This window comes from Ignavibacteriota bacterium (assembly GCA_013285405.1).
In the GTDB taxonomy this organism is placed as follows: Bacteria; Bacteroidota; Ignavibacteria; order Ignavibacteriales; family Ignavibacteriaceae; genus IGN2.
In genome coordinates this window covers 3,278,529-3,299,516 of the sequence record CP053446.1, presented here as the reverse complement: position 1 = coordinate 3,299,516, position 20,988 = coordinate 3,278,529, and the positions used below count along the sequence as shown (strand labels likewise).

The following is a 20,988-nucleotide window of genomic DNA, read 5'->3' as shown; positions in this document are numbered from 1 at the left end:
TTAGTTTATTTTCCTCATAACAAATTGTGCGCGTTGGGATTTCCTTTTAACATCATCAAAAGTAAAACAATCGTAACAAGCATCGATGGACAACCCGGCTTTATCTGCTAACTTAAAGAAAGTATCAATCTTGTAAATTTTCTCTTTGTGAACTTCATGAAATTCATTTCCAAATTCGTCTGTTATGTAAAAATGATTTGAATGAATTCTTTTTTGCTTGTTATACTTACTTTTGCGCTGGAAAGTGTATCCATTAGATTGACCTTCTATTGTTTTACCTATAACAAAATCCAGACTATTATTTTCAAGACTCACATCAAAAGTAAAAACACCGTTTCTTTTAAGCAATCTAAATATTTCTGTAAATAATTTGTAAAGGGATCTTAGTTTCAGAATGTAATTAACACAATCAAAGCTGGAGAAGATAAAATCATATTTTGATTTAAAAGGGAGTGCCGTCATATCGCAGCAAACTTTTATGAAATTATTTTTATTTGCTGAGTTGAGCATTGCAAAGGAAATATCAGATGCGATATAATTTTTATAGCTGGCGAAAATAAATTCAGCTATTTTACAACTACCTGCCCCAAGTTCAAGGATTTTTGCATCTTTGTTAATATAGTTATCAGCAATTGCTGATATGTAATTCGACCAGCTTTCATAATCCAATTTTTTCATCAAGGTATCAAAAATGACCGATACCTTATCATAAGGTTTAACCTTCATCCGTTATTGATCTTCTTTCTATTCCGCAAAATGAACTTAGCATAATTATATGCTTCAATCATACTTGATTCATCTGCAATTCCGTGTCCTGCAATATCATAAGCCGTCCCATGGTCAGGCGATGTTCTGATAATCGGAAGTCCTGCGGAATAGTTTACTCCTCTGCCTGAATTTATATATTTAAATGGAATTAAAACCTGATCGTGATAGAGACCAAAGACTAAATCATAATCTTTAAATCTTCTGCCTGCAAAGAAAGCGTCTGAAGAAAATGTTCCTTCAATAATTCCCTTAAAATGTTTGTGATTGATTACAGGCTCAATGACTTTTTTTTCCTCATCACCAATAATTCCGTTTTCACCGGCATGAGGATTCAATCCAAGTAATGCAATTCTCGGTTTTTTAATTCCAAGATCAAACTTTAGCATTTTAATAACTGTATCTAATTTTGAGGTAAGTAACTTCTTGTTAATCGAGCTTGACACATCTTTAACAGGAATGTGGATTGAATAAAGTCCTACTCTAAGCTCTCCGGATAAAAATGTCATAACAAAATTTTTAACCTTACACCAATCTGCATACATTTCAGTTTGACCGGGATATTTAATACCAGCCATTCTCAGAGCAGTTTTTGAAACAGGAGCAGTTATAACCGCATCAGCTAATTTCTTTTTTAGTAAATCGAAAGAAGTTTTTAATGCTGAATATGCTGCTTTCCCTGAATCAATTGTTGGTCTGCCATATTTTTGTTTTCCGGATTTAAAATCAAGAACACTTATTATATCATCAGTATGATTGACGGAAGTTATTCCCCTGATTATTTTATATTCAAATGTTGGTTCAACTATTCTGGATGTGAGATTAAATATTTTTTCAGGAATTATTAGTGTGTACTTATCAGTATTCTTTTTTGAAGAGAGTTTGTTGATGGTCTTGATTAATATCTCTGGTCCGATACCGTTAATATCACCGCATGTAAAAACAAATCTTCCCATTAATTCTCAGACAAATTAAAATTTCCTTTTCCATCTTTATCAATAAAGGAAAATATTCGATCTGGTTTTGCATAAGTCCAGGTTTCAACAATTTGTCCCATAGAATTTGAAGATCGTTCAATTTTTTCAGGATGACCAAATTTGATATAAACTACACCTCTGTCAGTCTTTGCGCCATTGATCTTTCCTATACCTTTGAATTCCTTTATTGCATAATCAATACGTTTATAGTACTCGGACATAACTTCATTAAAAACAGTTTCTGGTGTGGGATCATATTTCTTCCAGTACTCAGAAAGAACATTTGGATAATCAGAAGTACTTTCTTGAAGCAATGTGTAAATAATAGAATCAGACGCAATAAAACTAAGATTTTCTATTGCTTTTTCAGGATCCATCAGCGAGAATGGTTTATTGAACCATACAATTTGAGAACGAAATTCTTCATCAATAGATTTTTCTTCATTTACTACTGTTAATACTACTTCACCCTCAGAAAGATTTTTATTAACATCGTGCAAAATAAAATTCTTAAGCAGCAAATTCGCTTGATTTTTCGTGACTGATATTTGTTCCTCACATTTATTAATTCCAGGCGGTAAAATGTAAAACTCATTTAATTCTGTTGAGATGATCTCTTCTTCGTTGTTTTCAATTGAAATTGTAAGCTGCGATACGGATGTATCACGAACAGGAATGATTAAATGATATGTCTCACTGCTAAATGGAATCTTTCCGCCTGCATTAGTCAATTCGAAAGATTTTTGTTCCTCACAAATTAACTCATTCGTTTTAATAACTAAAGGATGAAGCACAACTTTATCCTCCTCCAAAATTAATTCAACAGGTTTCAGAGGCAATTCACCAGATGAATTTTTATCAGAAATGAAAGCAGCAACTTTGTACTCACCGGGTTTTACTTTGAAACTCAGAAAATTCTGGAGAAATAAATTATTATCATTAGTCGAATCAAAATTATTTACGGAAACTTTGCTGTCTTTAATATCTCTTGTAACCAACCTGGAATCATCATCCAGTATTTCGACTATAATTCGAAACCCTGCAATGAATGAATTATCGTTCCGTTCAAATACGAGAAGACGGTAAGGAACTTTAAAAGTGTAGTAAACGGAGAATTCTCCATCAACCCTCGGAAATGAGATTATTTCGGATCGAAAAGGCATGATTGGTACAACAGGAGGATTATCGGGTTCTGTTTGCCCGAATAAGCTAAGTGTAGTAAGGATGAGTCCTGCTAAAAATTTTTTCACTTTTTTAGATGAAAAATATAAATGGCTGGATTACAAACAAGGTAAAATTCGTTACAATTAATCGTTGAACTTTAACTGTCAGTTGTTCATATTGTTCAGGAAATCTTTATTGTTCTTCGTTCCTCTTATTTTATCAAGTAAAAATTCCATTGCTTCAACCGGACTAAAATCACTGAGTATTTTTCTAAGAATCCAGATTTTACCTAAATCATCTTCTTTCATTAATAAATCTTCCCTTCTTGTTCCAGAACGGTTTACATCAATTGCAGGAAATATTCTTCTGTCACTCAAATCACGATTGAGAACAAGTTCCATATTACCAGTTCCTTTAAATTCTTCGAAAATAACATCATCCATTCTGCTTCCTGTATCGATTAGAGCAGTTGCAATAATAGTCAAGCTTCCGCCATCCTCAGTATTTCTTGCAGCACCAAAAAATCTTTTTGGTTTATGGAGTGCGTTTGAATCCACACCACCTGATAATATTCTTCCGCTGTGAGGAACAACAATGTTGTGAGCTCTTGCTAAACGTGTAATACTATCGAGAAGAATTACCACGTGTTCGTTTGCCTCTACCATTCTTTTAGCTTTCTCAATTACCATATCAGCAACCTGAACGTGTCGGTCAGCAGGTTCGTCAAAAGTTGAACTGATAACCTCACCTTGAACAGATCTTTCCATATCTGTTACTTCTTCAGGTCTTTCATCAATCAGCAAAACGATTAATTTTATTTCAGGATGATTACGAGTAATCGAGTTAGCAATTTTCTGAAGCAAAACAGTTTTACCGCTTTTTGGTGGTGATACAATTAAACCTCTCTGACCTTTACCAATCGGAGCGAGCATATCCATCACTCTCATTGAATATTCGCCAGGTGCAGATTCAAGATTAATTTTTTTCGTGGGATAAACCGGGACAAGATTATCGAATAAAGTTCTTTCACGAATATTTTCCGGTGCTAGTCCGTTTACAGCTTCGACACGCAGAAGTGCAAAAAATCTTTCACCTTCTTTTGGAGGTCTTACCTGTCCACTTACAAAATCTCCTGTCCTCAAGCTGAACTTTTTAATCTGCGAGGGAGAAACATAAATATCGTCGGGAGATGGCAGGTAATTGTAGTCCGAAGAACGAAGGAATCCATAACCATCAGGAAGAACTTCCAGCACGCCTTTCGAAAATGTTAAACCATCCTTTGAAGTTTGAGCTTCCAGAATTTTGAAGATGAGTTCCTGTTTACGAAGATCGCTGTAGCCGGGAATATTTAATTCTTTGGCAATTTCATTTAGTTCTACGATCTTCTTCGATTTGAGTTCGGATATATCCATTGGCATTTTTTTTATCCTGAATTATTGTTTGTCAGATGAAGGTATAGTTATTTAACATAAAATTTTACTGGTTCTCTGCCAGTCTGTGAATTCGGGGAAATAATTATTACTTATAACAATTTGTATTTTACTTGATAGGTTTTTGCGGCTCACCGAAACATAAACCTTAAATTTGTAAATGTCAAGCATTCATCCCTGTAATTGTTGCTTAATTTCACCCAGTAAATACATACTCCCCAGCACAACCAGGCAGTCATTGGATTCTCTTTTTGTAAATTCTTTTATAAAAACTGCCGGCTGTTTGAGTATTCTGCAATTGATGTTTAACCGTTTACATATTTCAAAAACTTCATCAGGCTTGGCTGCCCGATCATATTGGATTTCAGATAATAATATTTCATCAAAGTACATCCCAAGCTTCTTTATCATCTCTTCAATTGCTTTATCTTTCATTACTCCAAATATTACTAGTCTTTTTTGGTAATTTGTATATTCAGTAGAAAACTCACTAAGGAAGTTTTCAACTCCTTCAGGATTATGAGCTGAATCAAAAATTATCCTTGGTAACTCATTATATATTTCATATCTGCCAGTCAGACCTGTATTTGTGGAAACATTTTGGATACCGGCAATAAACTTTTTTTCATCAAACATTGAAAATGATTCTGCAACAGTTAACACGGCAAGTGCAGCATTTATTTTTTGATAATGACCTCTCAATGGTGGATTAATTTCAATTAATGTATTACTAGGGAGTCTGACACTTGTTTTATTTCCATCTATTAAAAATTTCTTTACAGGGAAATGTGGAACTTCAATTTCTTTACATTTTTGATTTATAACATTCTCAGCTTCCGGGTTTAACAACCCGGTAAATACTTTTGAATTCTTCTTAATAATTGCAGCTTTTTCAGATGTAATTTGATTTATAGTGGTTCCCAAAACATTGGTATGTTCCAGACTGATGGAAGTAATTACAACTGCCAAACGATTTTGTGAATCCAGCCCGCCCGGTAAAACATTTGTTGAATCAAGTCTTCCGCCAAGTCCTGTTTCGATTACACAATAATCTGTTCTCATCGCATTGAAATATTGAAAAGCCATTGCCGTTGTCACTTCAAAAAAAGTAAGTTGATGTTCATCAATATATTTTTCGTGAGTTGAAAAGAAATCAGCTACAAACTCATCTTCAATTTGATTTCCGTTAATAACAATGCGTTCATTAAACTTTACAAAATGTGGTGAAGTGTACAAACCAATCCTAAAACCAAACTCCTGAAGAATACTTGCAATAAATGAAGATGTACTGCCTTTTCCATTTGAACCGGCGACGTGAATAGTTTTTAAATTATTCTGTGGGTTACCAAGATAATTCAGGAAACCAATTGTATTATCAAGCCCAAGTTTTATACCGAAAGTATGAAGAGAAAAGAGTTTCTTCAGTGAAGCTTCGATATCCATCAAATTATAATTTATATGATGCAATTAGATCTGTGATTTTCTTAATTCCATTGTTGATGCAAAATTCTTCGAGTTGATTGACAATTTTACCCGGTGCAGTTGGATCAATAAAATTTAGTGTACCTATTTGTACAGCTGTAGAGCCTGCAATTATAAACTCAATTACGTCTTTCCAATCCATAATCCCACCGACACCAATTATAGGAATTTTAACTTGTCTCGATATTTCCAGCACTTTTGCAATTGCAATAGGTTTTATTGCCGGACCTGATAATCCACCTGTAATGTTATGGATTTTTGGTTTGCGAGTAAGAATATTGAATGATGCGCCAACAAGAGTATTAATTGCGGAAACAGCATCGGCTCCGTTTTCTTTTGCAGCCTGTGCAAATTCAAAAATATAAGATACATTTGGCGAAAGTTTTATGATAAGTGGTTTATTAGTTACTGCTCTGACTTTTTCAGTTATAGCTGCTACTGCTTTTAGATTATTTCCAAAAGACAAACCACCATCTTTTACGTTTGGGCACGAAACATTTATTTCAAATGCTTTGATAGTTTCTTCTGTGGTGAGAATTTTTGTACACTCAACGTACTCCTCGATCGTACTTGCAGCAATATTACATATCAAAGGAACATTGTAATTTTTAAGGAATGGGATTTTTTCTTTTATAAAAACTTCAACCCCAACATTTGCAAGTCCAATTGCATTCAACATACCTGAAGGAGTTTCAACTATTCTTTGCGGCGGATTTCCTTTTCTTGGTTTCAGGCTTAATGATTTTGTTACAATACCACCAAGCATATTCAAATCTGTAAATTCAGATATTTCATTACCGTAACCGGCAGTCCCCGAAGCAAGCATAATGGGATTTCGTAAAGTTAGCGATCCAATATTTACAGATAAATCTACGCTGCTCATATCACCACATCCTTAATATTAAAAACGGGTCCATCCGTACATACAAGCAAATATTTATCAGATTGTTTGGTTGATTCAATAGGACAACCCTGACAAATTCCAAAACCGCATGCCATTGCACATTCGGTTGATACTTCACACTCGAAGTTGTACTTAAGACAAAACTCTTTTAATGCTCTAAGCATCGCATTCGGTCCGCAACCAAATACTTTTATTCTGTCATTCTGCAAAATTGGTAAATTCTGTTCAAGCAATTGGATAACGTTACCTTTTACACCCAGACTTCCATCGTCAGATGCAATTTTTTCATTCTTCAGATTATAAGTTATAACATCGTGTCTTGATCTTCCACCAACAAATGAAAGAATTTTTTTCTTTCCATCTAACATCCGTGTTACATAAGGAAAAGGTGCAGCTCCCAATCCGCCAGCTACAATCACGGCTGTGTTGTAATTTCCTTCAAGATTAAAACCATTTCCAAGTGGTCCGAGAATATCCAGATCGCTGCCGATTGGTTTGTGTGCAAGCATATTAGTTCCTTCTCCTGTAATGTTGAACATCAGATACAAATGGTCTCCTTCAACATCGCAAACACTAAAAGGTCTTCGCAGAAGTGGTGAAGTTCGGTTGGTCACCCTGATATTCAAAAACTGACCAGGTTTAATAACTGCTGCAAGCTCAGGAGAAAAAACTTTAAGGAGAAAAATCTGAGGATTTATTTCCAGGATTTCTTCAAGAGGTGAATTTATGATGAACAATTTAATTGATTTTGAGTAATTGATAGTTGAGTAATTTTAAGAAGTGCCTTTTGCTGATAAAACATCATTATCTGAATTTAAATATCTATTTGGCTTATGAAAATTAGGGCTTCATTCACTTATTTCAAAATTATTTGATTGGTTACTCTTCTGAGAAGAAGAATCATTTTCAATCCTGGATATTTTATCGAGTCTGTGCTGATGTCTGCCACCCTCAAATTTAGTGACAAGCCATTCATCAATGATTAATTTTATTGACTCTTCACCAAGAGCTTTTACACCAACAACAATAATGTTTGCGTTGTTATGTGCGCGTGCACTTCTTGCGCTGAATGTATTGTAGCAGGTTGCTGCTCTGATTCCTTTTATCTTATTTGCCGTGATAGAGGATGGAATTCCAGTTGCATCGATTAAAATTCCAAAATCATTCTCACCTTTCGATACACTTACTGCTACGATTTTTGCATAATCAGGATAATCACAGGATTGTTCATTGAATGTACCTGCATCTGTAATTTCATAATTTTTATCTGCCAGATACTTTATCAAAATATTTTTTAGTTTGAATCCTGTATGATCACTTCCGAAAATTACTTTTTTCCGCAGTGTGGGAAATACGCTGGCTAATTTTTGCGAACTATTATCGTGTAATACTTCTTTTTCTACCACGGTAAATTTGGAAGATTTGATACGGTCAGCAGCGAGAGGAGTAATAATTGTATTCTTTGTTTTTTGTAAAACTTTGATCCCCTGCTTTTCAAGTTCTATGATATCTCTTTCAGTTACCAGTATTTTCATTTGAATTAAAGCTGTTCGTCAAGTTTATTCAATTTAAGATAGTCGATAATATTTTTTACATCCTGAGCTTTATCTCTTTTGCAAATAAGCAGAGCATTGTTTGTGTTGATCACAATAATATTATCTAATCCGATTACTGCAGTAAATTTATCAGGCGAGTAGATGTACGAATCCAAAGCCATATCGGTGTAAATAGTTCCAACTTTAACATTTCCATCAGGATCTTTTTCGCTTAAATCATAAACAGCATCCCAGCTACCGACATCGCTCCAATAGAAATTACCTTTGACCAGAAAAACTTTATCAGATTTCTCCATGATTCCATAATCAATCGAAATACTTTTCAGATGACCGTAAATGTCTGACAGAGTATTCTGGAAATCCGGTTTGTCCAGATTGTCTTCCATTTTTACCAATCCCTCATATAGATCGGGCATTAAATTTTTAAACTCATTAAGGATAGTATTTATTTTCCAGATGAACATTCCACTATTCCAGAAAAAATCTCCGCTCTTTATAAAATTAACAGCAGTAGAATAATTTGGTTTTTCTGCAAATGTTAAAACTTTGAAAACATTATTCTTAGCTGAGTCTTCATCAATCTGGATATAACCATAGCCTGTCTCAGGTTTTGTTGGCTGAATTCCAATAGTTAACAACGCATTATTATCAAAAGAAAATTGTGCTGCAGTTTTTAATGTATTTATAAAATTTTCATTGTCTCTGATAATATGATCGGCTGGCATTACAAAAGTAACCGCATCAGGTGATCTTCTTTTAATAATTACGGAAGCCAGTCCGATACAAGCTGCGGTATTTCTTCCAAAAGGTTCAAGTATAATATTTTCAGGAGGAACTTCGGGAAGTTGTTCGAGAATACCAGGTTTTTGTGTTTCATTAGTTACTATCAATATATTTTCACGCGGGACAAGTCCGTTTAATCTCCTAAATGTTTCCTGAATCATTGTCTTTTCACCAACAATTTTCAGAAGTTGTTTTGGACTTTTCTTCTTACTTCTTGGCCAGAATCGTGCTCCAATACCACCAGCCATTATTACTGAATATAATTCCATTAAATTATTTCCTAAAAATTTTGCTGAAAATATTTATTGCCGAACTCCTCAGCCCTGTTCAGGTATCCGGTGATATCAACATCTTTTCTCTTTACTACAGCCACAATAACAATAAGGCATGCGCGAAGTGATTCCACAATTGTTTTATCCACAATAAGATTGCCTTTTGAGATTGCATCGAATGACCGGGCAATTAGATTATGCATCTGTGATAAGACTTTAAATCCCTGTTGAGAGGAAAGTTCTGCGTGTTCAGTCATCAATTCCGAAGTATGTTTTAATTCCTGATCACTAACATTTCCAGAAGGAATTTTTTTGAGAATGTCATCCAGTGATTTGATCGGACTAAGAATCTTTTTCTCAAAATCCAATGTTGTGTAGGTAATCTTTGGTTGAACCTCAGATGACTTTTCATCCGTGATTGATAATCCTTTGTCAAATAATTCTTGAGATAAATTACTCCGATCAACCAGTTCAATATCAAGTGCAGATTGTTGTGTATTATTCATCTTCAAAAATGCATCTTTAAAAATATTGGGTGTTACATTTTCAAGAAACTGATTAAGATCCCTGATCAGATATCTGCTGTGTTCACGAAACTGTTCCGAAATTTTAATAAAATCCACTTTACCCTGAGTGAGAAAAGTATGAATTTCACTCAACCTGATTGCCAGCTTTGAAAGTTCGGTAGTCTTTTTCATTAATAACAATTCAGCACCAATATCCTCAGCATTGATTATCGTTTCACGTAATAAACCAACAACTTCAATTTGCTGGGCATTCAGTCTAAGATTGTTTGCGGCAGTTGTAATGCTTTGGATAAGATAAACTTTTACTAATTCCATTTAGCCTTTATAGTTTTCTGGTAATCGTGAAATATTTGAATCGATCGGAAGCAAAAATAGTTAATTATCATAAAAGAATTATCTTGAAAATACAAAAATCTCATGTTTATAAATCACAATCCGATTTTTGTTTTATCATTTTCTTGACATTACTTGATAGTAGTGTTAATTTTCAGTAACAAATTTCAAAAAATAATGCTAACAGAATTCGGTAAGGTATTCGTCTTCATTTTAACAGCAGCACTTTTCGTTGTTGTTGCTATCTATGTTTCCCGTCTTCTCCGACCAAAGCGACCCACTTTTGAAAAACTGACAACTTATGAATGTGGTGAAAATCCTGAAGGTTCACCTTGGGTTAAATTCAACATTCGCTTTTATGTAGTAGCTCTCATCTTTTTAATATTTGATGTTGAAGTCGTTTTATTAATTCCCTGGGCTTTGGTTTTTAAGGAGATTGGAATAGTCGGATATTTAATTGGTGCTATCTTCCTGCTTCTTTTAGCAGTTGGAATGGCTTACGAATGGAAAAAAGGGGACCTTGAATGGGCAAGACCTAAAATCAAAGAACCAACCCTCGAAATAATTAAATCAACAGAAATTAAAAAAGAAGAATTTAAGACAGCAATCTGAATATGGGATTACTAGATCAGGAATTTACGGATGGTAATATAGTGATTGCGAAAGCTGAGGATCTTTTCAATTGGGCAAGACTATCCTCACTTTGGCAAGTCGGTTTTGGTTTAGCCTGCTGTGCGATCGAAATGATGGCAACTTCGGCTTCACACTATGATTTTGACAGATTTGGAGTAATACCACGTCCATCACCAAGACAATCTGATGTAATAATTATTTCCGGAACTGTAACACTTAAAATGGCTATTCGTGTTAAAAGATTATATGAGCAAATGCCGGATCCAAAATACGTTATTTCTATGGGAAGCTGTGCAAACTGCGGTGGTCCTTATTGGGAACACGGTTATCATGTATTAAAAGGCGTTGACAGAGTAATTCCCGTTGACGTTTATGTTCCCGGCTGTCCTCCACGACCTGAAGCATTATTAGAAGGGTTATTAAAGCTTCAGGAAAAAATTAGAAATGAATCTATTGTTAAGACAAGTAAGTCCGCCATCGTCGGAAAGAGTGCATGAAAACTGCTGAAGAAATATTCAATCAATTAAAAGAAAAATTTGGGTCATCAGTCATTGAACTCAAGACTGATAAACCAGTTGAACCTTTTGTGATTGTAAATCCACTTGAAGTTGATAAGATATGTTTATTCCTCAAAGATGAAAAGGATCTGCAATTTGATTCATTGATGAATCTTTCTGGAGTTGATGATGCAAATGGTACAAAAGAAAAAGATGATAAAGGTTTAGAAACTATTAAAGGCGGAACTCTAAGTGTTTACTATCATACAGAATCCACAAAATTAAAACATAAGCTTACTATCAAAGCTTCAACTGACAGAGAAAAACCAGAAGTCGTATCTGTTACTGAAGTTTGGAAAGGTGCAGACTGGCACGAGCGAGAAGCTTATGATATGTACGGAATTATTTTTCTAAATCATCCCGACTTAAGAAGAATTTTAATGCCTTATGATTGGGAATTTGGTTATCCATTAAGGAAAGATTACAAGAATCCTGAGTTTTATCAGGGGATGAAAGTTCCTTATTAGTATTGAGATGCGAGTATTGAGTATTGAGATAATTTTAACTGTATTTTAATATTAAGTTGAGGACATTATTCAAATTGCTAAAAAAATATTATGCATAATTATAAAGAATTGAAAGTCTGGCAAAAAGCAAGGGAGTTAGTGAAGTTCACTTATCAACTCACTAAAAAATTTCCAAAAGAAGAAATTTATTCTTTGATATCACAAGTTAGACGAGCAGTTGTTTCGATTCCATTCAATATTGCTGAAGGTGCCGGTCATTCTTCTAAAAAAGAATTTTCAAGATTTTTAGAGATTGCTTATGCATCAACTTGTGAACTTGATACACAGATAATTTTATCGTTCGACTTGGAATTTATTAATCAAACTGAATTAAACGATTCAACTAATTACATCAAAGAATTACAAAAAATATTGAACGGTTTAATAAAATCGCTAAAAAAATAATGTCTCAATACTCAATACAAAATACTAAAGACTCAAAACTAAAAACCGAAGAAATGGTATTGAATATGGGACCTCAGCACCCGTCAACCCACGGTGTGTTAAGGCTTGAGCTTCAGCTTGATGGAGAAATCATAAAAGATGTTGTTCCTCATATTGGTTATCTTCACAGATGTTTTGAGAAACACTGCGAAGCTATGACTTATCCACAGGTAATTCCTTACACTGACAGAATGGATTATTTAGCCTCGATGTATAATGAATTCGGATACGCTGTTGCAATGGAAAGATTGTTGAAGATTGAAGTCCCGGAAAGAGTTGATTATATAAGAGTGATTATGGGTGAACTTCAAAGAATTGCATCTCACTTAGTTGCAATCGGTACTTACGGTGCAGACATTGGAGCATTCACACCTTTCCTCTTTTGTTTCAGAGATCGCGAAAGAATTCTTCATCTTTTTGAAATTACTTGCGGTGCAAGACTTCTATATAATTATATCTGGATTGGCGGACTTTCTCATGACATACATCCGGATTTTATCAGACTTACAAAAGAATTTATAAAAGATTTCAGACCAAACGTAAAAGAGTTGAACGAACTTCTTTCCTATAACAGAATTTTTATTGAAAGAACTGCAAATGTTGGTGTTCTTCCATTGGAAACAGCTATCAATTATGGAGTAAGCGGACCAAATCTTCGCGCCAGCGGAATGAAGTGGGACTTAAGAAAAGATGATCCTTATTCTGTCTATCACAAATTTGATTATGATATTCCGGTTGGAACAGGTGAAAAAGGAAAAGTTGGCGATTGCTGGGATCGATATTACGTTCGTGTTTTGGAGATGGAAGAAAGTCTGAAAATAATTGAGCAGGCTATCGAACAAATTCCTGATGGTGATGTATCCTCTGCAATTCCAAAAAGAATTAAACCACCTGAAGGACAGATTTATGCAAGAGTTGAAAACCCGCGTGGTGAATTAGGTTATTTTATTATTAGTGATGGCTCGTTAAATCCTGCAAGAGTAAAAGCCAGAGCACCTTCATTTGTTACAATGCAGGTGTTTCCTGAACTATGTAAAGGTTTTATGGTTGCCGATGTTGTGGCAATTCTCGGAAGCATCGATATTGTTTTAGGAGAAATTGACAGATGATGTACGAGAAAAAGTTATTTACACTTTTAGCCTTTGTTTCGCTTCTTCTAAGTTCCTGCGATATAACTGAAACACCACCGGACATTCCATCTATTCCAACTACAGAAGTTGAGGGCCCTGGCGGTCCAGCTTACTTGTATGGTTTTATTAATGATTATGTCCATCCCTTAATATCTGTAAGTAATACTAACATTTACATTATGAATCATCAAGATTACAGTGATACAATCTTATCTGTTTTTGTGAACTCTACTGACGCTAGTTTCAAAATCACAAATATGCCTGAAGGTGTATTCGATATAATATTTATAAATGATAAATACTTATGTGCGAAACTCGGGAAGCTAACATTAAAACCTACAGGAAATAGTTTTTATTATCCTAATAGTGGCGGATATTTAATTGACTCAACAATATATATAACCAGCATCGCTGATTCTGTTGGAAGACCAGATGCACCACAATTTGGATTACAGGGGTATGGGCCATCAATAGGGGTCTATTTGAAGTCGGAAACACCTGATAGCATTGGTTGGGAAATCGTACAAAATTCAGGATGCGATACATTGAGAGTTTGGAGATATAATGATCCTGTATTTGATCCCTATGAGAATGATGTTTACTATCTTCATTGTCATAGTATAAATAATGTGCGAAACATGTTAATCTATTTTAATACGAGAAGTGAAATTCTTATCGCAAGTCCAGTCTTTATAGTAATTGACCACTAATTAACATTTTAAGAAATCAATAGGAGAAAAAAATGAAAACTTTACTGAACAAACAATTGAGTTTAATTGTTTTGATTTTTATTTCATTTAACTTTTTTATTGTTGAAGCACAAATGTTAAAAGTCGAGATGGAAGAAATATCGGTTAATTCACCTTTGATAATTAAAGGTATAGTTTCCAAGAAATGGTCTGAATATGATACAAATGGTAAGGATATTATAACAATTGTAGAGTTTAATGTAATCGAAACAATCAAAGGAACTTCTTCAGAAAAACAAAGAGTAGTAGTCCCTGGAGGTATTATTGGTGATGTTGGGATGATGGTATCGCACACACCACAATTTGATCTTGGTGAAGAATCAATAGTTTTTATCACGAATGATTACAAAGGAAGACAAACAGTTACCGAATGGATACAAGGCAATTTCGAAATAATTAATAACAAGATATTTTATGAAGGTGATGAAATAGATGCAAATGGTTTTATTTTAGGATTAAAGAACTTCATTCAAAAAGGTGAGCAAGGCAAAATTGAGATAAATTATAAGTCCCCAAACAACGGACCTAATTCACCTGAATCGGTGCCATCTGTTTCAAGTATTACTCCAAATATTGGTCCTGCTTTAAGACCATTTGCAATTAATCCAAATGATCCATTTAATCCAGGTGAAAGAGGGACAATAATTGACATCTATGGTTCAAATTTTGGCACTACTCAAGGCACAAGTGTTGTTAGATTTTATGAAAGCGGAAGCATTCCCGTAGATGCTCAATATGTTTTATTATGGAGTGATACACATATTCAGTGTAAAATACCTGGTGGTCAATATACACTTGCGGGTAAATTTCCTCATACCAGTAGCGGTCTTATTTATGTTATTACTTCTGGAGGAACTAGTAATGGTGAACAATTTAACGTGACATTCTCAACACCAAATAAAAAATTTCTCGATCCACAAATAACTTTTTACGTTAATCAAAACGGCACGCCCGACACTGAAGATGAATTTACTGAGATCCAAAATTCAATTCAAAATTGGAATATTGTGGGTCATTCAAATCTTTCTTTTGTATATGGAGGAACAACTACCAGAACACCTCAAAGTTCTGATAACTATAATGATTTTGGATGGATTGAAAGCAACTGGCCTTATGCTTCTTCAGCAATCGGAGTAAATATTTGGGGTTTTAATCCGAATCCATGGTTAAATGAAATATTTGAATCCGATATTTATTTTAATGGTGTATCTTATCAATGGACAACTACAAGTCAAACTGGTAGAATGGACGTACAAAACATTGCAACTCATGAATTAGGCCATGCATTAAACTTACATGATTTGTATGGTAATACTGATGGTGAAAAAACAATGTATGGTTATAGTAGTACGAACGAAACGAAAAAGAGAACGCTTGAAACAGATGATATTTCAGGAGTTGTGTACCTATATCCGGATCCTTTTTCACTAACGCTTAAAAATAATTTTGAATTTGACACAGAAAATAATGGCCAGGTAGATATAAAAAACTTAATTCAATCAACTAACAATATTCCATATAATTCACCTATTAATAAAATCGTTTACTGGGGCAATAGCTTTGAATTAACAGCTTACAATCCAATCAGCGTCAATGGGAAGTTGTATAATTATGCTGGCTGGAGTGATAATTTATTAGTGCCCAATCCACGAACGATCACACCAATTAACAATGAGACATATATCGCGCTTTACAAATACCCTCACCATTCTAATACTACGACTGCTTATCAAAATCCCGGGCAGAGAAGATTTATCAAAACAAACAGTGGTCACTTGCATATTGTTTATGAGAGTATGAACAAAGTTTGGTATGAAAGAAGTACGAACAGCGGACAGACCTGGGAAATAATGAATGGTGGCAAACCAATCTATGGTGGAATTGCAACTCATCCATCAATAGATTTTTATCCAGGCACTAATGATATAATTATTGTATATAATAGAGATGAATCTGTGATAGCCGCACAATATTATGAAAATGGTGTATTTAAATGTGAATCAATAGTTGCAGATAATTCTATATGGGGTCAAGTAACTCCGGATTCAAAACCAGTAATTGCCTGGACATACACAAGATTAATGGTTGCCTGGAATGCTTCGGGTGAAATTTTTTATAGTCTTGGTCAAAAAGTTACTATTTCAAATCCACCCTATCCACCCTACTACGACTTTTATTGGTATTTCGATCCTCGCACCATTTCAAATCCATTTGAAGCGTTCAGAAATAATCCAACAATCGGAACTTCTAAACTTCAATTAAATAGTTTTTGGTTAGCTTGGGACAGAGATCAGACATTTATTGAATTTGCAAATTTAGTTCCGATAAATGGTGCAAGTGATATCCAGCAATCACAACTTTTAGCGTATGGTCAGGCAGGTTTTTCTAAAAACGAGCAACCATCAATAAGTGTTATGCCTAATAATGATTACCGTATTAGCTGGTTCGGTGAAAATTATTTAGATGGAATAGGTCAAAAGCAAGTTGTTACTTACTTCAACTATCAGTTTTATATTTTCGGCACAAATGTAAGCAGCCACAGTATGAGAACTACAGATGATGGGAAAGCAATCATTGCTTATGGCGACCAGAGTGGTACGAGAAATAAGTTCAGACAGGTTTGGTATTGGGGTTCAGAAAAAAATCTTGGGACAACAGGTAAGCAAACTCACCTGAGTAATGGTTCAAGTACAAATAATATGTACGCAATGTCATTCCAGAATACAACATTGCCTTACAGCTTTACAATGTCTGCCAGTCTTGGAAGTCTTCAAAAAGTAACAGAAATACCAATAGCCTGTGGTAGGAAGGGTATCGTAATAGGTGACAGCGCTGAGTTTTATTTCACATTAGGGGACGTAAATCTTAATGGCAACATAATTGATTTTATTCCAACCGGAATAAATCCAGATTTCACAAACCTTGATACGTTGAATTACTACCTGAGCACTCAGAAATTTAATGTTACGAATTCTTCACAGTTTGATTTTTCCATAGAATATGGTGTATCTGATTCATTAAATGCAGTTCAAAGCCTTGCAGAGAATGAGTTTGTGAAATTCAAACTTCAACTCATAAATGCAAATACAAATAATGTGATCGGTGAATACACTGTTGTAACATTTACAAAGCAGAACGTCATTCCGTATTATGGAGAATCGTTTTCAATAAACACAAACGGAATAGGAAATAAAAAAGTAAGAGTTCGTATTGTAGTTGAAGAAAACATTGGAGGTGAGTATGCAATGGCAAATATATCTGCTGAGGAAAATGTTTTACCAAAGCAAAATCAAAATGTTATTTCATATTCAGGTTCAGAAGTGGTGACAGAATATGCTTTGGAACAGAATTATCCTAATCCATTTAACGCAACAACTACAATAAAGTATCAAATACCAATATCAGGAAATGTCGCTATCAAAGTATATGATATTCTGGGAAATGAAGTAGCTACACTTGTTGATGAATTTAAAGAAGTTGGGAAGTTCGAAGTGAGCTTTGATGCAAGTAAACTTGCCAGCAGTGTATATATTTACCGATTGAATGTGAATGATTATGTTAATGTTAAAAAAATGATTTTAGTAAAATAATTATGCTTCACTACTTCAAATTATTCTCTTTAATTAGTGTAGATACTTTTCTTTCTACATTATCTGTTCTTGGAAATCTTTGCAGCGTTGATATTGTTTTAGGAGAAATCGACAGATGATGTACGAATGGTTATTTAATCTTACCGGAAGTGAAATTCTTGCAATGTTCATTGTTAGTCTGTTGCCTTTATTTGTTTTTATTTTGCCTTTTGCCCTGGCTGCAGTTTTAGCTGAAAGAAAAGTTTCTGCTCATATGCAGGATCGTTTGGGACCAATGCGTACAGGTTACCACGGAATTCTCCAGACTGTTGCTGACATAATAAAACTTTTACAAAAAGAAGATTTAGTTGCAAGGGACACTGATAAAACTCTCTTCAACTTTGCACCTTTGTTAGTGTTTATGGGAAGTTACGGAGCTTTTGCTGTAATTCCCTTCTCAGGATTTTTCATAGGTTCAAAAATAGATCTTGGAATTATTTTCATTGTTGGAATAACCGGACTTGTTGTTGCAGGTATTCTGATGGCAGGCTGGGCATCAAATAATAAATATTCACTGCTTGGTGCAATGCGTTCTGCAGCGCAGATTATTAGTTATGAAATTCCAACTCTGCTCATAATTTTAACAATTGTCATAATCAGTGGAACTCTTAGTTTTTATGATTTAAGCGAAATGCAAACAGCATATTTCTGGAATTGGTACATTTTCGGCGGTCCCGAATTCGGTATTCAGAAAATATTATTACTTCCATTAATGATTATGGGATGCTTGATAATTTACACAAGCACACTCGCAGAAGTTAACAGAACACCTTTTGATATTCCTGAAGCAGAATCAGAATTAGTGTCAGGTTATCACACAGAATACTCAGGAATGAAATTCGCAATGTTCTTCCTTGCTGAGTACGCAAATATGTTTGCTGTATCTGCAATTGTTGCAATTATGTTCTTTGGCGGATATCAATCCCCATTCGGATATCTCGGTAACACACTTGGCTGGACCTGGTTAGTTCCGATTGAACAATTTTTTTGGTTCACAGCAAAAGGATTATTCTTTGTCTTCGTTCAAATGTGGTTAAGATGGACATTACCAAGATTCAGAGTTGATCAGCTAATGGCATTCTGCTGGAAATATTTAATTCCAATTTCTTTTGTAATTCTTTTATTAGTTGGATTGATAGTATTGATTTAATATGAAAAATTATTTTTACAATTTCTGGCAAGGTTTATACACGATTCTTATCGGAATGAAAGTAACATTACGTCACGTTTTCATTCCTGCAGTAACAATTCAGTATCCATCGGTAAAACCACAACTACCGGAAAGAGAACGTAACAGACTTTATGTTAATATGGATGACTGTATCGGCTGTGATCAATGTGCTCGTGCTTGTCCGGTAAATTGTATTGAAATTGAAACAGTTAAATCTATTCCGGGAGAAGATCTCGGAACAACATCAAACGGTAAAAAGAAAGCTCTCTGGGTTACGACATTCAATATAGATTTTGCTAAATGCTGTTACTGTCAGTTGTGTGTATTCCCCTGCCCTACTGAATGTATTTATATGACTGATACTTATGAATTTTCAGAATTCCAGAGAGAAAACCTTGTTTATGATTTTGTGACTCTTCTTCCTGAAGAAAGAATCCAGAAGAAAAAGAATTACGAAGAATTACAAGCAAAGAAAGAAACCGTCAAAGCCGGAGAAAAAATTGCAGTAGTTCAAGCTAACAAACCAGTAGAAGCTAAACAGGATAACAAAGAGGAAAATAAATTATGAAAAAAATATTATTTATTTATTTGTTAACAATGGTTTTTATAACTGCTTATGCTCAAGAATCATCATCAAAAAGACTTGGCTTTGGAATTTATGGAGGGATACAATTGCCTGATGATGTTAACTTAGATACAGGACCTTGGTTTGGTGCTTTCGTTAATTTTCCAACAGGATTGGGCTGGAGTTTACAGCTTGAATATAATCTCTGGAAATCTAATGAAAATGGGGCTGATAAAACTGTAACTTTGTCTGAATTTCCATTATTAGTAGCACACAAATGGGATATAGATAATGTCTATATACAATTGCTCTTCGGCCCTGGTATTGCAAATGTATCATCCGAAAATTCAATTTACGGCGAGAACTCGGATTTTTCACTTTCATTTGATGTTGCACTAAAAGTTGGTTTAGTAATTACAAAAAACGCTGATGGATTTATCCAGTTAAGAAAACAATTGACAGGCTCTCCGAATTTCGGCGGAGGATTGCCTGCATATAGTTCTTGGTTAGTTGGATTAGGTATTCAGTATAGTTTAAACTAAGTAATAAGAGTATTTAATTTTATTTTTAAGACGGTTTAGTATCACTCTGGGTTTAAAAATTATAACTTCAATAAATATGTAGAAAGATACCACATCATGAAAAATATTTTTTTAAACATTGCTATTTTGCTAAATATCGTTATTGGCTCAACAATTGAAAATTATGCACATGAGCAAAGGACACATCAATATATTGTTAGAGAAGCTTACGCATTACTAACACAATACCTTAGACGTAATATTCCTATAATGCAAGCAGCTTTAGGATTTAACGAAGATGGTGGCTTTGTTAGTCATTGGCCGGGGGAAAATGGAAATCCATGGATTGAGGGTAAGATTGTTGCTGGAGCGTTTAGAGAGGATGAAGAGGATGTAATGTATGGCTATGGTGATGGAATCGGTGATCTTTCAAGGATGGCATGGGCAAGCATTACGCACTTTTGGAACGCAGATTACGGTGACGAGTATCTAAGTCATTTAAATGCTCCATTTGATGGCTACTATCCTAATGCATTAATGAAGCTGAGAAAATATGTTAGTGGAGATTGGGAAATCAAAAATTACTTGGCACTTGTCTGGGGATTACCTAATGGTAATGGTGTACCTTGTGCAACCCAGTGGGCAAACTTACATTTAACATATAACTCCCTATCCGATATGTATCAAAATAAAAAAATTTATGTGACTGCAGTTGAATTTTTTGGTAGTGGAACAGTCTACTACAATCCACCTCGATTATTGACAAATACTAATCTTCAAAACATCTCCGTTGAGTACCTTGCTAACACATTAACTTGGGAAATACTTGGTAGGATGTGTCATTTACTTGCAGACATGTCTGTCCCGGCACATGTTCATTGTGATGTTCA

20 protein-coding genes are annotated in these 20,988 nt (G+C 34.5%); 10 read left to right on the top strand and 10 right to left on the bottom strand.

All coding sequences use genetic code 11. The features are described 5' to 3' along the window. From HND39_14465 to HND39_14420, 10 genes are all read right to left on the bottom strand, one after another. Positions 1 to 726, bottom strand: a complete 726-nt coding sequence (locus tag HND39_14465) for a class I SAM-dependent methyltransferase (protein QKJ97391.1) — start codon at positions 724 to 726, stop codon at positions 1 to 3. Beyond that, positions 723 to 1,721, bottom strand: a complete 999-nt coding sequence (pdxA, locus tag HND39_14460; GenBank protein ID QKJ97390.1) for a 4-hydroxythreonine-4-phosphate dehydrogenase PdxA — start codon at positions 1,719 to 1,721, stop codon at positions 723 to 725. Before pdxA ends, HND39_14465 begins: the two co-directional genes overlap by 4 nt. Next, positions 1,721 to 2,992, bottom strand: a complete 1,272-nt coding sequence (locus tag HND39_14455; GenBank protein QKJ97389.1) for a GWxTD domain-containing protein — start codon at positions 2,990 to 2,992, stop codon at positions 1,721 to 1,723. The genes pdxA and HND39_14455 overlap by 1 nt, the downstream gene beginning before the upstream one ends. A gap of 78 nt (positions 2,993 to 3,070) precedes the next feature. After that, positions 3,071 to 4,318 carry a transcription termination factor Rho gene (gene rho / locus HND39_14450; protein QKJ98022.1) on the bottom strand — a complete coding sequence of 416 codons (1,248 nt, stop codon included), beginning with the start codon at positions 4,316 to 4,318 and terminating at the stop codon, positions 3,071 to 3,073. A 189-nt stretch (positions 4,319 to 4,507) separates the two neighbouring features. After that, entirely contained in the window at positions 4,508 to 5,779 is a 1,272-nt protein-coding gene (locus HND39_14445) for a bifunctional folylpolyglutamate synthase/dihydrofolate synthase (GenBank protein QKJ97388.1), read from the bottom strand. A 4-nt stretch (positions 5,780 to 5,783) separates the two neighbouring features. Beyond that, a complete protein-coding gene (locus HND39_14440) occupies positions 5,784 to 6,701 on the bottom strand; it encodes a dihydroorotate dehydrogenase (GenBank protein QKJ97387.1) in 918 nt (305 codons plus the stop codon). Beyond that, positions 6,698 to 7,459 carry a dihydroorotate dehydrogenase electron transfer subunit gene (locus HND39_14435; protein QKJ97386.1) on the bottom strand — a complete coding sequence of 254 codons (762 nt, stop codon included), beginning with the start codon at positions 7,457 to 7,459 and terminating at the stop codon, positions 6,698 to 6,700. Before HND39_14435 ends, HND39_14440 begins: the two co-directional genes overlap by 4 nt. A 111-nt stretch (positions 7,460 to 7,570) precedes the next feature. Then, a complete protein-coding gene (rpiB, locus tag HND39_14430; protein ID QKJ97385.1) occupies positions 7,571 to 8,257 on the bottom strand; it encodes a ribose 5-phosphate isomerase B in 687 nt (228 codons plus the stop codon). Positions 8,258 to 8,262: 5 nt separating this feature from the next. Next, positions 8,263 to 9,330 (bottom strand): NTP transferase domain-containing protein, encoded by a 1,068-nt coding sequence (locus tag HND39_14425; GenBank protein QKJ97384.1) that lies wholly within the window; start codon positions 9,328 to 9,330, stop codon positions 8,263 to 8,265. An 11-nt stretch (positions 9,331 to 9,341) separates the two neighbouring features. Next, positions 9,342 to 10,175, bottom strand: coding sequence for a hypothetical protein (locus HND39_14420; GenBank protein ID QKJ97383.1), 834 nt, complete (start codon positions 10,173 to 10,175; stop codon positions 9,342 to 9,344). A gap of 195 nt (positions 10,176 to 10,370) precedes the next feature. Here HND39_14420 and HND39_14415 point away from each other — a divergent pair, with 195 nt between their 5' ends. The 10 genes from HND39_14415 to HND39_14370 all read left to right on the top strand — a co-directional run bounded on the left by HND39_14415 (position 10,371) and on the right by HND39_14370 (position 20,119). Next, positions 10,371 to 10,805, top strand: coding sequence for an NADH-quinone oxidoreductase subunit A (locus HND39_14415; GenBank protein QKJ97382.1), 435 nt, complete (start codon positions 10,371 to 10,373; stop codon positions 10,803 to 10,805). A 2-nt stretch (positions 10,806 to 10,807) separates the two neighbouring features. After that, positions 10,808 to 11,323 (top strand): NADH-quinone oxidoreductase subunit NuoB, encoded by a 516-nt coding sequence (gene nuoB, locus HND39_14410; GenBank protein QKJ97381.1) that lies wholly within the window; start codon positions 10,808 to 10,810, stop codon positions 11,321 to 11,323. Beyond that, positions 11,320 to 11,850 (top strand): NADH-quinone oxidoreductase subunit C, encoded by a 531-nt coding sequence (locus HND39_14405; GenBank protein ID QKJ97380.1) that lies wholly within the window; start codon positions 11,320 to 11,322, stop codon positions 11,848 to 11,850. The genes nuoB and HND39_14405 overlap by 4 nt, the downstream gene beginning before the upstream one ends. A 90-nt stretch (positions 11,851 to 11,940) precedes the next feature. Next, entirely contained in the window at positions 11,941 to 12,294 is a 354-nt protein-coding gene (locus HND39_14400) for a four helix bundle protein (protein QKJ97379.1), read from the top strand. Further along, positions 12,294 to 13,442, top strand: a complete 1,149-nt coding sequence (locus tag HND39_14395; protein ID QKJ97378.1) for an NADH-quinone oxidoreductase subunit D — start codon at positions 12,294 to 12,296, stop codon at positions 13,440 to 13,442. The genes HND39_14400 and HND39_14395 overlap by 1 nt, the downstream gene beginning before the upstream one ends. Beyond that, the gene (locus tag HND39_14390; GenBank protein ID QKJ97377.1) at positions 13,439 to 14,173 is read left to right on the top strand and encodes a hypothetical protein; all 735 of its coding nucleotides are present in this window, start codon (positions 13,439 to 13,441) and stop codon (positions 14,171 to 14,173) included. The genes HND39_14395 and HND39_14390 overlap by 4 nt, the downstream gene beginning before the upstream one ends. 32 nt (positions 14,174 to 14,205) lie before the next feature. Beyond that, positions 14,206 to 17,802 carry a T9SS type A sorting domain-containing protein gene (locus tag HND39_14385; GenBank protein QKJ97376.1) on the top strand — a complete coding sequence of 1,199 codons (3,597 nt, stop codon included), beginning with the start codon at positions 14,206 to 14,208 and terminating at the stop codon, positions 17,800 to 17,802. A gap of 115 nt (positions 17,803 to 17,917) precedes the next feature. Next, the gene (gene nuoH, locus HND39_14380; protein QKJ97375.1) at positions 17,918 to 18,991 is read left to right on the top strand and encodes an NADH-quinone oxidoreductase subunit NuoH; all 1,074 of its coding nucleotides are present in this window, start codon (positions 17,918 to 17,920) and stop codon (positions 18,989 to 18,991) included. A 1-nt stretch (position 18,992) separates the two neighbouring features. Then, positions 18,993 to 19,580, top strand: coding sequence for an NADH-quinone oxidoreductase subunit I (locus HND39_14375; GenBank protein ID QKJ97374.1), 588 nt, complete (start codon positions 18,993 to 18,995; stop codon positions 19,578 to 19,580). Beyond that, complete coding sequence (locus HND39_14370; protein ID QKJ97373.1) at positions 19,577 to 20,119, top strand: outer membrane beta-barrel protein; 543 nt, start codon at positions 19,577 to 19,579, stop codon at positions 20,117 to 20,119. The genes HND39_14375 and HND39_14370 overlap by 4 nt, the downstream gene beginning before the upstream one ends. The last annotated feature ends 869 nt before the right edge of the window (positions 20,120 to 20,988 follow it).

What these genes read in the sequence shown, in the direction of transcription:
- HND39_14465 (QKJ97391.1), bottom strand. Translation starts at nt 726, where the DNA reads ATGAAGGTTAAACCTTATGATAAGGTATCGGTCATTTTTGATACCTTG.
- pdxA (QKJ97390.1), bottom strand. Translation starts at nt 1,721, where the DNA reads ATGGGAAGATTTGTTTTTACATGCGGTGATATTAACGGTATCGGACCA.
- rho (QKJ98022.1), bottom strand. Translation starts at nt 4,318, where the DNA reads ATGGATATATCCGAACTCAAATCGAAGAAGATCGTAGAACTAAATGAA.
- HND39_14445 (QKJ97388.1), bottom strand. Translation starts at nt 5,779, where the DNA reads ATGGATATCGAAGCTTCACTGAAGAAACTCTTTTCTCTTCATACTTTC.
- HND39_14440 (QKJ97387.1), bottom strand. Translation starts at nt 6,701, where the DNA reads ATGAGCAGCGTAGATTTATCTGTAAATATTGGATCGCTAACTTTACGA.
- rpiB (QKJ97385.1), bottom strand. Translation starts at nt 8,257, where the DNA reads ATGAAAATACTGGTAACTGAAAGAGATATCATAGAACTTGAAAAGCAG.
- HND39_14425 (QKJ97384.1), bottom strand. Translation starts at nt 9,330, where the DNA reads ATGGAATTATATTCAGTAATAATGGCTGGTGGTATTGGAGCACGATTC.
- HND39_14420 (QKJ97383.1), bottom strand. Translation starts at nt 10,175, where the DNA reads ATGGAATTAGTAAAAGTTTATCTTATCCAAAGCATTACAACTGCCGCA.
- HND39_14415 (QKJ97382.1), top strand. Translation starts at nt 10,371, where the DNA reads ATGCTAACAGAATTCGGTAAGGTATTCGTCTTCATTTTAACAGCAGCA.
- nuoB (QKJ97381.1), top strand. Translation starts at nt 10,808, where the DNA reads ATGGGATTACTAGATCAGGAATTTACGGATGGTAATATAGTGATTGCG.
- HND39_14405 (QKJ97380.1), top strand. Translation starts at nt 11,320, where the DNA reads ATGAAAACTGCTGAAGAAATATTCAATCAATTAAAAGAAAAATTTGGG.
- HND39_14400 (QKJ97379.1), top strand. Translation starts at nt 11,941, where the DNA reads ATGCATAATTATAAAGAATTGAAAGTCTGGCAAAAAGCAAGGGAGTTA.
- HND39_14395 (QKJ97378.1), top strand. Translation starts at nt 12,294, where the DNA reads ATGTCTCAATACTCAATACAAAATACTAAAGACTCAAAACTAAAAACC.
- HND39_14390 (QKJ97377.1), top strand. Translation starts at nt 13,439, where the DNA reads ATGATGTACGAGAAAAAGTTATTTACACTTTTAGCCTTTGTTTCGCTT.
- HND39_14385 (QKJ97376.1), top strand. Translation starts at nt 14,206, where the DNA reads ATGAAAACTTTACTGAACAAACAATTGAGTTTAATTGTTTTGATTTTT.
- nuoH (QKJ97375.1), top strand. Translation starts at nt 17,918, where the DNA reads ATGATGTACGAATGGTTATTTAATCTTACCGGAAGTGAAATTCTTGCA.
- HND39_14375 (QKJ97374.1), top strand. Translation starts at nt 18,993, where the DNA reads ATGAAAAATTATTTTTACAATTTCTGGCAAGGTTTATACACGATTCTT.
- HND39_14370 (QKJ97373.1), top strand. Translation starts at nt 19,577, where the DNA reads ATGAAAAAAATATTATTTATTTATTTGTTAACAATGGTTTTTATAACT.